General features: G+C 41.9%; 11 protein-coding genes and 1 tRNA gene. 11 read left to right on the top strand and 1 reads right to left on the bottom strand.

Going from position 1 to position 12,298, the window contains the following annotated elements; all coding sequences use genetic code 11:
- The first annotated feature begins 164 nt into the window (after window positions 1-164).
- The 10 genes from thrS (at window position 165) to Q7U33_RS05410 (ending at window position 9,060) form a co-directional block, all read left to right on the top strand.
- Window positions 165-2,072 carry a threonine--tRNA ligase gene (thrS, locus tag Q7U33_RS05455; protein WP_304858608.1) on the top strand — a complete coding sequence of 636 codons (1,908 nt, stop codon included), beginning with the start codon at window positions 165-167 and terminating at the stop codon, window positions 2,070-2,072.
- 39 nt (window positions 2,073-2,111) lie between these two features.
- Window positions 2,112-2,636 (top strand): translation initiation factor IF-3, encoded by a 525-nt coding sequence (gene infC, locus Q7U33_RS05450; protein ID WP_304858644.1) that lies wholly within the window; start codon window positions 2,112-2,114, stop codon window positions 2,634-2,636.
- A gap of 105 nt (window positions 2,637-2,741) precedes the next feature.
- The gene (rpmI, locus tag Q7U33_RS05445) at window positions 2,742-2,939 is read left to right on the top strand and encodes a 50S ribosomal protein L35 (RefSeq protein WP_019897898.1); all 198 of its coding nucleotides are present in this window, start codon (window positions 2,742-2,744) and stop codon (window positions 2,937-2,939) included.
- Between the two features lie 9 nt (window positions 2,940-2,948).
- A complete protein-coding gene (rplT, locus tag Q7U33_RS05440; protein ID WP_304858601.1) occupies window positions 2,949-3,308 on the top strand; it encodes a 50S ribosomal protein L20 in 360 nt (119 codons plus the stop codon).
- A gap of 202 nt (window positions 3,309-3,510) precedes the next feature.
- The gene (gene pheS, locus Q7U33_RS05435) at window positions 3,511-4,509 is read left to right on the top strand and encodes a phenylalanine--tRNA ligase subunit alpha (protein WP_304858600.1); all 999 of its coding nucleotides are present in this window, start codon (window positions 3,511-3,513) and stop codon (window positions 4,507-4,509) included.
- Window positions 4,510-4,579: 70 nt separating this feature from the next.
- Window positions 4,580-6,949, top strand: a complete 2,370-nt coding sequence (gene pheT, locus Q7U33_RS05430) for a phenylalanine--tRNA ligase subunit beta (protein WP_304858598.1) — start codon at window positions 4,580-4,582, stop codon at window positions 6,947-6,949.
- A gap of 99 nt (window positions 6,950-7,048) precedes the next feature.
- Complete coding sequence (locus Q7U33_RS05425; protein WP_019897903.1) at window positions 7,049-7,342, top strand: integration host factor subunit alpha; 294 nt, start codon at window positions 7,049-7,051, stop codon at window positions 7,340-7,342.
- A 130-nt stretch (window positions 7,343-7,472) separates the two neighbouring features.
- Window positions 7,473-7,937, top strand: coding sequence for a MerR family transcriptional regulator (locus tag Q7U33_RS05420; protein WP_304858643.1), 465 nt, complete (start codon window positions 7,473-7,475; stop codon window positions 7,935-7,937).
- A gap of 82 nt (window positions 7,938-8,019) precedes the next feature.
- A tRNA-Pro gene (locus Q7U33_RS05415) sits at window positions 8,020-8,096 on the top strand.
- Window positions 8,097-8,298: 202 nt separating this feature from the next.
- Window positions 8,299-9,060 carry a flagellar brake protein gene (locus tag Q7U33_RS05410; RefSeq protein WP_304858596.1) on the top strand — a complete coding sequence of 254 codons (762 nt, stop codon included), beginning with the start codon at window positions 8,299-8,301 and terminating at the stop codon, window positions 9,058-9,060.
- 36 nt (window positions 9,061-9,096) lie between these two features.
- Here the strand turns inward: Q7U33_RS05410 and Q7U33_RS05405 are convergent, their stop codons facing one another.
- The gene (locus Q7U33_RS05405; RefSeq protein ID WP_304858595.1) at window positions 9,097-10,311 is read right to left on the bottom strand and encodes an EAL and HDOD domain-containing protein; all 1,215 of its coding nucleotides are present in this window, start codon (window positions 10,309-10,311) and stop codon (window positions 9,097-9,099) included.
- 224 nt (window positions 10,312-10,535) lie between these two features.
- Here Q7U33_RS05405 and Q7U33_RS05400 point away from each other — a divergent pair, with 224 nt between their 5' ends.
- Window positions 10,536-12,188 (top strand): alpha-D-glucose phosphate-specific phosphoglucomutase, encoded by a 1,653-nt coding sequence (locus Q7U33_RS05400; protein WP_304858593.1) that lies wholly within the window; start codon window positions 10,536-10,538, stop codon window positions 12,186-12,188.
- Window positions 12,189-12,298: the final 110 nt, after the last annotated feature.

Below are 12,298 nucleotides of genomic sequence, written 5' to 3'. Positions count from 1 at the left end.
ATTTGCACGTGGTATTTACGCAGTACATATTTAACTTGTTTTAACTTAATAAATACAGTGCATGATAAATTGCAGTCTTTTATCGTGCTGTGCGATAATTCTAACCTTTATAGCTTATGTCATTCAAAAGCCGCTTGCGGCTGTTGTGTTTTAGAGAGAATTGTATGCCAGTCATTCGCCTGCCCGATGGGTCGCAACGTAATTTTGATCAGCCAGTTACAGTAGCTGAGGTCGCCATGAATATCGGCGCTGGTTTAGCTAAAGCCGCGCTTGCAGGTAAAGTGAATGATAAGTTAGTAGATACCAGTTATTTAATTGAGGTAGATAGTGATTTAGCCATTATCACGGATAAGAACCCTGAAGGCTTGGAGGTTATCCGCCATTCAACTGCACATTTGCTTGCTTATGCTGTGAAAGAGTTATTTCCTGATGCACAAGTGACGATAGGTCCTGTGATTGACAATGGTTTTTATTATGATTTTTCATACAAGCGCCCATTTACGCCAGAAGATTTAATTGCGATTGAAAAGAAAATGGCTGAGCTCGCCAAAAAAGATGAGCCAGTCACGAGAAAAGTATTACCGCGCGACGAAGCGGTTGCTTATTTCAAAAGCATGGGCGAGCAATACAAGGCTGAACTAATTGAGTCTATTCCCGCTGGTGAAGATGTTTCATTATATACAGAAGGCAACTTTACCGATTTGTGTCGCGGCCCACATGTGCCGAGTACAGGTAAGCTTAAGTCATTCAAGCTAATGAAATTAGCTGGTGCATACTGGCGCGGCGATAGCAACAATGAAATGTTACAACGCGTGTACGGCACTGCTTGGCGCAATAAAGAGGAGTTGGAAGCTTATTTGTTCCAACTTGAAGAAGCAGAAAAGCGCGACCATCGTAAACTTGGTAAGCAACTAGACTATTTCCACATGCAAGATAACGCACCTGGTATGGTGTTTTGGCACCCACGTGGCTGGAGCATTTGGCAAGAGGTTGAACAATATATGCGCCAAATGTTTAAAGACTTTGGTTATCAGGAAGTGCGTACGCCAACGGTGATGGATAAAACGTTGTGGGAGCAATCTGGTCACTGGCAAAATTATCATGACAATATGTTCGTGACTTCGTCAGAAAATCGTGAATACGCCGTGAAGCCGATGAATTGCCCAGGACATGTGCAAATTTTTAATAACCAGTTGCATAGTTATCGAGATTTACCATTACGTTTGGCTGAGTTTGGCTCTTGTCACCGTAATGAGCCGTCAGGCTCATTGCATGGTTTGATGCGTGTACGTGGATTTACACAAGATGATGCGCATATTTTTTGTAGCGAAGATCAAGTAGAAGCTGAAGTGGCTGACTTTATCCAGATGCTTTATAAGGCATATGGTGATTTTGGCTTCAATGATGTGCTGGTTAAGTTATCAACACGCCCAGAAAAGCGCGTAGGTGCTGATGAAACGTGGGATAAAGCAGAAGCAGCATTGGCGAATGCTTTAAATAAAAATAACCAAGCTTTTGATTTGCAGCCAGGTGAGGGTGCTTTTTACGGCCCTAAAATTGAGTTTACATTGAAAGATAGCTTAGGTCGTCTATGGCAATGCGGTACGATTCAGCTCGACTTCAACTTACCAGAACGTCTAGGTGCTGAGTATGTGGCGGAAGATAATTCACGTCAGCGTCCAGTGATGTTGCATCGTGCGATTGTAGGTTCCATGGAGCGTTTCATCGGTATATTAATCGAGAACTACGCAGGTGCAATGCCATTGTGGCTTGCACCAGTGCAGGTGATGGTGTTAAATATTTCAGAAAGTCAGGCAGATTACGTACGCCAAGTAGTTGAAACTTTGAAACAAAATGGCATTCGATGCGAATTTGACTTGAGAAATGAGAAGATTACCTATAAAATACGGGAACATAGCATGCAAAAAATGCCTTATCTGCTAGTGGCAGGTGAGCGCGAGATGCAAGCAGGACATTTGGCCGTGCGTACCAGAAAAGGTGAAGACCTAGGTTCTATGCCGATTGACGCAGTAATTGAGCGCCTAAAAGCAGAGATTGAAGCTAAGGTTTGAGCAAACAGGTGCACGGCTTAACTATTTGGAGAATTTGATATAGCACAAGATAAAGAAACGCGAATTAATGGCGATATTACAGGGTCGCAGGTTCGTTTGGTGGGTGTTGAGGGTGAGCCCTTAGGTATTGTGAGTTTAGCGGAAGCTTTTGCAAAAGCGGAAGAAGCTGACATTGATCTTGTAGAGATAGCGCCAAATGCGGCGCCACCTGTTTGTAGATTGATGGATTACGGCAAGTTTAAATATGCCGAAAGTAAAAGACAGCACGAAGTTAAGCTTAAGCAAAAGCAAGTGGTTGTAAAAGAAATCAAGTTCCGTCCAGGGACTGATGATGGCGATTACAACATTAAAGTGCGCAATATCATTCGATTCATTCAAGAAGGTGATAAGGCAAAAATTACTTTACGCTTTAGAGGCCGTGAAATCACGCACCAAGAGTTTGGTATGGCTTTATTGAAACGTGTTGAAGCAGATTTAAAAGAATACGCAATCGTTGAACAATACCCAAAAATGGAAGGTCGCCAAATGGTGATGGTATTGGGTCCGATTAAGAAAGTTAAGTAATTGCTAGGTTTGATATTCAAGTAATTACACTAAAGAAGTAGTACCCTGAGTGATACGGCTAAAAGGCATGCCTAAGCACTCTTAACCACTCTAAAGGAGAACAAAATGCCAAAAATGAAAACCAAGAGTGGCGCTAAAAAGCGCTTTAAATTCTTGGGTAATGGTAAAGTGAAACGTACACACTCTCACTTGCGCCATATCCTAACGAAAAAGACCACCAAGCAAAAGCGTAAATTACGCGGCACGGCGATCATTTCTTCAACTGATGTCAAGCGCGTCCGCGCTATGATGCCAACACAATAGGAGTAGAATATGCCTAGAGTAAAACGTGGTGTCATCGCTCGCGCTAGACACAAAAAAGTATTAAAAGCAGCTAAAGGCTACCGTGGTCGTCGTAAAAACGTTTACCGCGTTGCTAAACAGGCGGTAATGAAAGCGGGTCAATACGCTTATCGTGACCGTCGTCAAAAGAAACGCCAATTCCGTACATTGTGGATCGCACGTATTAACGCGGGTTCACGTGAATTCGGTATGACATACAGTCGCTTCATGAATGGCTTGAAAAAAGCTGCGATTGAAGTGGATCGTAAAGTATTGGCTGACTTGGCTGTGTTCGATAAAGCTGCATTTGCAAAATTCGTAGAATTAGCAAAAGCAGGTTTAGCGGCTTAAGTATAATAGCTTAGTACTTTTCAAACTTAATTTAAGTTTGAGTAAAAAAAGAGGCTTCGGCCTCTTTTTTTTGTTGTAAAATCCTACCTTGCATTTTTTACATGCAAATCAACGTATTACAAAAATATATTGTGATGTATTGTTAGCATCACTTTGACTTCAAACGCGAATAGCATTAACCATAATTAAAGATCGAAATAAAATGGCAGACTTAACGCATTTAATTGCAGAAGCAGAAGCAGACTTTATCAATACCGCTTCAATGAATGACTTAGAAATTGCTAAGGCAAAATACTTAGGTAAATCAGGGTCACTCACAGATGCATTAAAAGGCTTAGGTAAGTTAAGCGCGGAAGAGCGTCCTGCTGCTGGGGCGGCGATTAATGTGGTGAAGCAGGCGATTGAGGCAGCGTTGACCGCACGTAGAGAGTCAATCTTAAATGCTGAACAAGCTAAACAGTTGGCGCAGGAATCTATTGATGTGACGCTGCCAGCTAGGGCGCAATCACAAGGTGGCTTGCATCCCGTGACCTTAACGTTAAAACGTGTTGAGGAATTATTTCACTCCATCGGTTTTGATGTTGCGACAGGCCCTGAAATTGAAACGGATTTTTATAACTTTACTGCGTTAAATATCCCAGAAGATCATCCAGCACGTGCTATGCATGATACGTTTTATATTGATGAAGCCAATGTGTTAAGAACGCATACCTCACCAGTGCAAGCGCGCTATATGGAAAATGCATTAAAGAATAATCAAACGCCTCCATTTAAAATTATTGCGCCTGGCCGTGTGTATCGGGTAGATTCAGATGCAACCCATTCGCCCATGTTCCATCAAGTGGAAGGTTTGTGGGTGGATGAAAACATCAGCTTTGCTAATTTAAAAGGCGTAGTTCAGGATTTCTTACAGAAATTCTTTGAGCGTGATGATCTTACTGTGCGATTTAGACCTTCATTCTTTCCGTTTACTGAGCCTTCCGCTGAAATGGATATGAGCTGGAATGGCGGTTGGTTAGAGATTGGTGGATGTGGCATGGTGCACCCTGAAGTGTTTAAACATGTGAATATCGACAGTGAAAAATACCGTGGTTTTGCTTTCGGTTTAGGCATTGAGCGTTTGACCATGCTTCGTTATGGTGTAAACGACTTACGTCATTTCTTTAATAATGACTTGCGTTTTTTAAGTCAGTTTAAATAACACCGCAGTTTGCAATGCGCAGACTAAGTACATACATATTTAATCCTTAATTTAAGGTTGTAAAAGCATTATGCAATTTTCAGAAAATTGGTTACGCAGTTTAGTTCATACCGAGTTGGATAGTCAGGCACTCAGTCATGCCTTAACAATGGCAGGGCTTGAAGTTGAAGAAATCCAGCCTGTTGCTGCGTCGTTTAGCAAAGTCGTTGTGGCTAGAATTATCTCTGCCGAGAAGCATCCAGATGCAGACCGTCTTCAAGTGTGTCAGGTTGATGTTGGGCTTTCAGCGCCATTGCAGATTGTATGTGGCGCGGCCAATGCGCGTGCTGGATTAATTGCACCATGTGCTTTAGTGGGTGCAGAGTTGCCAGGTATTTCTATCAAACAAGCCAAAGTGCGTGGCATTGAATCGTTCGGCATGATGTGTTCATCTAAAGAGCTAGGTATTACGGCTGAAGCAACAGGGTTGCTTGAGTTGGATAGTGATGCCATCGTCGGGCAAGATATTCGTGAATATTTAGATTTAAATGACCATTTGTTTACATTAAAACTAACACCGAATCGTAGTGATTGTTTAAGCTTGACAGGCATTGCACGTGATATCGTAGCGATAACAGGTGCTAAGGCTAATTTTGAAGCTATTCCAACAGTCATGGCTGAGCATGCGGAAGCAAAACAGGTCATCGTGAATGAGCCTGTTGCTTGCCCACGGTATTGTGGCCGATTGATTACTGGTATCAATGCACAGGCGGCTACGCCTGCTTGGATGGTTAAACGTTTAGAGCGTAGCGGCTTGCGTAGCATCAGTGTAGTAGTTGATATTACAAACTACGTGTTGCTAGCGTTGGGTCAGCCGATGCATGCGTTTGACGCAGCTAAATTACATGGTGATATCAATGTGCGCTTTGCTCAAGAAGGTGAGTCGCTTGGTTTGCTTAATGATCAGACAATAGAACTAAAATCAGATGATTTACTGATTGCTGATGCTAATGGTCCACTTGCACTTGCGGGTGTAATGGGAGGTCAAGCTAGTGCTGTGAGTGATGCAACGACTGATATTTTCTTGGAAAGTGCGTTCTTTACGCCAGCAGTGATTGCGGGTAAAGCACGTAGGTTGGGTTTTAGTACAGATTCATCTTATCGTTTTGAGCGTGGTGTTGATTTTGGTAATACGCGCAATGCCATTGAGTACGCAACGGCATTGATTAAAACATTGTGCGGTGGACAAGTCGGCCCCGTCACTGAAGTGATGGCAACGTTACCTGCACGTGATTCTGTGACGTTGAGAATGTCGCGCTTAGTCTCTGTATTGGGAATCAGCCTTGAGCAGCAGAAGGTTGCACAATTACTCACTCAGCTTGGTTTTGCATTTGATTGTGCAGATGATGTGTTCACGGTGACTCCCCCGAGCTATCGTTTTGATATCACGATTGAAGAAGATTTAATTGAAGAGATTGCTCGGTTACATGGATATGACCATATTACTGCAATACCGCCAGTAGCTTCGTTGAATATGCTTGCTGCACCAGAGCAACATTTGCATTTAAATCAATTACGTGATGGACTGGTATCAGCAGGCTATCAAGAAGTGGTGACTTACAGCTTTGTGGATGAAAGCTGGGAGCGTGATTTGTTGGGTAATCATTCGCCTATTAAACTTAAAAACCCAATCGCAAGTAACTTAAGTGTCATGCGCACAAGTTTATGGGGTGGGTTGCTAGATACCCTTACTTATAATTTGAATCGTAAACAAGAGCGTGCTTATTTATTTGAAATTGGTGCTGTATATCATCAGCAAGCTGGTGCTTATCATGAAACTACGCGTGTTTCAGGTCTTGCTTATGGTAGCGCCAAGCCTGAACAGTGGGCAGTAAGTAATGCGGAAATAGATTTCTTTGATGTTAAGGCAAATGTCGATAGTTTGCTTGGCGCTGACAGTTCGAGCAAGCAAGTCACTTATGAGAAAGCAGAGCACTCAGCCCTGCATCCAGGTCAGACAGCGCGCGTCCTGCTAAATGGAAAAGCAGTTGGTTGGTTGGGTAAGTTGCACCCTAAATGGCAACAGCATTATAGTTTTGCCAAGAGCACCTATCTTTTTGAGCTTGATGCTGATGCGGTAGTAAATCGAGTATTACCGACTTATCAAGAGGTTTCAAAGTTATTGCCTGTGCGTCGCGATTTAGCGATTGTGCTAGATGAAAGTATTGCTGTGCAAACTGTGTTGAATGCAATTAATGAAGAAAATATTCCGTTGATTGCGGATGTTGCATTGTTCGATGTGTATCAAGGAAAAGGTGTGCCTGAAAGTAAAAAAAGCCTTGCATTATCAGTACTTATGCACGATACTCAAAAAACATTAACAGATAGTGATGCTGATACAGCAATCGAAAATCTGCTAAAATTGTTGCAAATAAAATTTGATGCGGCATTAAGAAACTAATACTCTCCATGCTAGAGCATGAGAGAGATTTATTTTTTTGTAAGACATCAATCAATAAGATTAAATAGCGATACAAAGCTTTAAAAAACGGGAGTGTTTATGACTTTAACAAAAGCTGAGCTTGCAGATTTACTGTATGAGCAAGTTGGGTTGAATAAGCGTGAAGCCAAGGATATGGTGGAAGCATTTTTTGAAGAGGTGCGTACAGCGTTAGAAGCAGGGGATAGTGTGAAGCTATCAGGCTTTGGTAACTTCGAGTTGCGCCAGAAATCAGAGCGTCCAGGCCGTAATCCTAAAACAGGTGAGGAAATACCAATCACTGCTCGTCGCGTGGTGACTTTTCACGCTAGTCAAAAATTAAAAAGTAAAGTTGATGCAAACTTTGCTGTCTAAATGAATCACGAGTGTTGAATTGCCTGTCTTTTATTAAAGCCAGTTGATAAAAGACTGTCTCAATTTGGTTGATAGTGTTGTGTAGTAGTTTTCTTAATGTAATAGCAATATGAGTGAGAAAGCCGAAAGTATGAGTGAGCAGGTCGCCAAGGTGCAATTGCCACCAATTCCAGCAAAGCGCTACTTTACAATTGGTGAGGTGAGTGAGCTTTGTGGTGTAAAACCGCACGTATTAAGGTATTGGGAGCAGGAGTTTACTCAGCTCAAACCAGTTAAGCGCCGCGGAAACCGTCGTTATTATCAACATCATGAAGTTTTGCTTATCCGTCGCATTCGCGAATTGTTATACGAACAAGGGTTTACCATCAGTGGTGCTCGTAATCGCCTTGATGACGCCGAGGTTAGCGGTAAGCATGACAAGCAAGCGACAGTGAAGTCCAATGATACTAATGCAGCATCACCAAGTGCTGTATCGGGTGAGGTTTCTACAGATATTGATACCAAAGCTTTTGATTATGCTAAGGTTAAAGCAGAGTTACGTGAGATATTAAATTTATTACGTGCCGACATTTCCGTGGCAAATACAGCACACTAATTATTTTATACGCTCATTTTATAGCTGCATTGCTTTTGCGATATAATGCAAACCTTGTTACAAGCAAGAAGTAACAAAGGTTCGGGGCGTAGCGCAGCCTGGTAGCGTACTTGCATGGGGTGCAAGGGGTCGTGTGTTCGAATCACACCGTCCCGACCAAAAATGGAATCTTTCAATCAAGTCAGCTATGTGCTGGCTTTTTTGTATGTGGATTCAATGTTTAAATAGGCGGGAATATTATAGTGATTTCTTGCAATTAAATAACGAAGGTGTGTTGTATATTGTGCGCTATCGTAAAGTTTGGTTATCAGTTTTGTTGATAGGTAGTCAGACTTAAGCATTAAAGCTTAATAGGAAACTCATGGAACACACTACATTTGATCACAATGAAGAGCAGTATATTGTGCATAATCCCAAAGAGGTTATGCAGATTTTGAACGATTTGATCAAACATAAAGCCATGCTCAAGGTGTCATTCAACCATGGCGCAGATGTATATCTGACTAGTATTATCAGTATTGACCCAAAAGTCGGAGCGGTATATTTGGATGTTGGCGTTGATGAGGAGTTTAATCGTCGACTGTTTGATAGTAGCCATGTAGTTTTCTTAAAAGAAGATGGCGTTAAAATTAAATGGACGAGCACGCAAGTTACAGAAGTTAGTTTAAAAGATGGCAAGGCTATCAAAATTGCGCTACCTAGAGACTTGATTCGTCTTCAACGTAGAGACTTTTATCGGTTTGCTACCCCTGTTGTTAGCCCTGTCATATGCCGTATTCCAGTGCCTGATGTTTTGGAACCTGAGGTGGAGAGTATTCTTGAGTTGACACTAGTTGATGTCAGTTTAGGTGGTATTGGTGCATTCGTAACTGCGCCGTTAAATCCAGCCTTAGTAATTGGACAAGCACTAAGTAGTTGCAAAATCCGTTTTCCAGAAGTGGGGGAAACTAATCTCACTTTAATGGTTAGAAATATTACTGAGATTCATACAAAGGATGTGGTAACTAAATACCGTATTGGCTTTGTGTACGTCGAGCCTTCAAGAGGTAATGAAGGTTTGATTAGCCGTTATGTCTATATTTTAGAGCGACAGGCAATAGCGTTAGCACATGGCGTGGGTTAACCATTCCTAATGTGTGCATGCTTGCTATGGCCTAGCCTAAATACCTAGTGATTCTGCCCATGCTAGTGCTGCAATGTGGCATTCATTTACTTTGTTGGCGTCATACTGTAAAAGCTCCGCTAGTTCTAAAATTCGCTTATTGTCGGCACCTTCACAAGCTTCTGTTAACTGCAAAAATGGGCCGTATACACCTCCGCGGTTAAGTAACGCTTCGGACACATTTTCTGGTAGTTGAATTTTTTCTAGCACTTGATCCATCGGCATTTTTAATATGGCATCTAATAAAGAAAAAACGCCAACGATGAATAGATTGTCTCGATCATGTTTATCAAAATAACCTTCACCGAGTAGTTCGGTAAGACGTCCGCGTGTGATGGATGTTTTCATCAAGGCTGGAGGGGTGGCATTTTCACCTGCAGTCACCATTAGTAACGTCAGCCAGCGGTAAAGTTGTTTTCTACCTAAAATGGTAAGTGCATGTTTAATAGATTGGATTTCACATGAAAGCCCAAAGCCTACGGAGTTAATATAGCGTAGCAATTTAAATGAGAGCGCTGCATCCCGTTTAAATCCATTTTCAATTTCTATGTTGTCAGAATCCTGCGTCACTAGGTTGAGTAGATTTAATACACTATCAAACGATGGGTTGATTACTTTTGCAGTAAATGTTTCTGGCCTAGCGAAATAGAAGCCTTGGAAGCGTCTAAATCCAATTTCTTTGTAGGAATCAAACTGTTCTAATGTTTCAATTTTCTCCGCAACCATTTGTATGTTGGGTGCTGAGTATTTTTGAAATAATTTACTAGCCTCTTGTTTGGTAACACTTAGAGAGTCTATTTTGATGAAGTTAGCAAACTCGACCAGTGGCTCTAGTTGTGTGCTCAGATGTGGATTATCTAGTGCGATTTTGAATCCAAGTTTGTGTAGTGCTCTGCAGCGTTCAATCACAGCTTCACCTGCGATAACTGTGCGGAGGATTTCCAATGTGGTACGTTGTGGCGGCATGAGCTCAATGAATTCGCTCATCAGCATTGCTTCATTCACGTTGATGAAAGCTAGTTTGTCGCCTAATAACCATTGCACATCCATATCACCCATGGTGTTGACGAGTACGCTAGAGCATGCCTTGAGCTCGTCTTCAAAAACGGCTTCGTTTGCTTCAGCGCTGTGTCTAAAAAGTAGTTCGTAGCCGATGATGTGTTGCTTCACATCCATAATTGGTTGACGCCCAATAAATACTTGATCTTCCATTTTCTAGCCTTAAAGTGTTCTTAATAGTCGTGTGCTAAATTATCTAAAAGCAACACAAGTAACGCTATTATGCTTCATGTTGAATAGACAGTATAAAATTTTACCTGACTAAAGTGTACTAAGTAATGTATTTATAAAATATTTGGTCTGATGTTAAGAATTGTTGTTGAGTTGACCAACATCCTTTATATTGTGTGATGTGACTTAAGGAAAGAACCAACCCCATGAGAGTGATTGTAACGCCAACCCAGCCATTTAATGACCAAAAACCAGGGACATCCGGCCTACGGAAAAAGGTTAAGGTGTTTCAGCAAGCGCATTATCTTGAAAATTTTGTACAAAGTTTGTTCGATACCTTAATTGTTCCCAAAGATGCTGTATTAGTGATAGGTGGTGATGGGCGCTATCATAATAGGCAGGCGATTCAGACGATAGTTAGCATGGCTGCAGCGAATGGCTTTGCACGCGTGTTGATCGGGCAAGGAGGTATCTTATCAACCCCTGCTGCATCTCATGTGATTCGCAAATATAAAACATTTGGCGGCATGGTGTTATCAGCAAGTCATAATCAGGGCGGGATCAATGGTGATTTTGGTATCAAATACAATATTAGCAATGGTGGGCCAGCACCTGAAAAAATTACAGATGAAGTCTTTGCAAAAAGTAAGGTGATTACTGAATATAAAGTTTATGATTTACCGCAGGTAGATATTGATACGATAGGTGAAACGCAGTTTGAGGGGGTTGTTGCTGGCCAGTCTTTTACGGTGCAGGTCATTGATGCAGTGCAGGATTATACTGATTTAATGCAGAGCCTATTTGATTTTGAGGCAATTAAACAATTGCTTGCTAGCGGTTTTGAGATGAAGTTCGATGCGATGCATGCAGTGACTGGGCCTTATGCAAAAGAGATTTTTGTAAATCGACTTGGTGCCCCTATTGAGAGTTTAATGAATTGCGAACCTTCTGAGGATTTTGGCGGAGGGCATCCTGATCCTAATTTAACTTACGCAGAAGATTTGGTGAACATTATGTTTGCAGGCGAAGATGCGCTAGATTTTGGCGCAGCGTCTGATGGTGATGGTGACCGCAATATGATTCTGGGTCAAAACTTTTTTGTTACGCCATCTGATAGTTTAGCGGTATTGGCTGCTAACGCAACTTTAGTGCCAGCCTATGCGGCTGGTATTGCTGGTGTTGCCCGATCCATGCCCACCAGCGGTGCTGTAGACCGAGTGGCAGCGAAGTTTAATGTCCCATGTTTTGAAACACCGACTGGCTGGAAGTTTTTTGGTAATTTAATGGATGCGGGTAAAGTGACGTTATGTGGTGAAGAAAGCTTTGGTACCAGCTCTAACCATGTGCGTGAGAAAGATGGCTTATGGGCAGTGTTGTTCTGGCTCAATGTTATTGCTGCCAAAAAAATGGGTGTAGAGGCTATTCTAAAAGCGCATTGGCTGGAGTTTGGGCGTAACGTTTACTCACGTCATGATTATGAGTCTATTCCAACTGAGGCTGCGAATAGCGTCATTGCTCACATTAAATCTCAGTTTGCTAGTTTGCCAAATCAGAAGTTTGGAAACTACACCGTCAAACTATGTGATGATTTTATTTACCATGATTCAATTGATGGTTCTGTGAGTAGTAATCAAGGGATTCGCATTCTATTTACTGATGGCTCACGCATTGTATTTAGGCTTTCTGGCACAGGTACTGAAGGTGCTACTTTGCGTATTTACCTTGAATCGTATGAGCCAGATAGCACCAAGCACCACTTGGATGCTCAAGTAGCTTTAGCTGAAATGATACAAATCGCTTTGCGGATTTCACAGTTGGTTGAAAAAACGGGACGTGAAGCGCCTACTGTTATTACGTAACTTCTGCTATGGGAGTGGAAGTTGGGATGTTTGAAATTTTGGGTATTTGAAATTTAAGTTGCTTAAATTCAGGTTTCTTGAAAAAATAAGCCGTTATTCAGTGAGTTTTT

Origin of the sequence: Methylotenera sp. (genome assembly GCF_030653755.1) — a bacterium.
GTDB lineage: Bacteria > Pseudomonadota > Gammaproteobacteria > Burkholderiales > Methylophilaceae > Methylotenera.
Note: the sequence above shows the minus strand (reverse complement) of the source record. Positions and strands in the feature narration are given on the sequence as shown.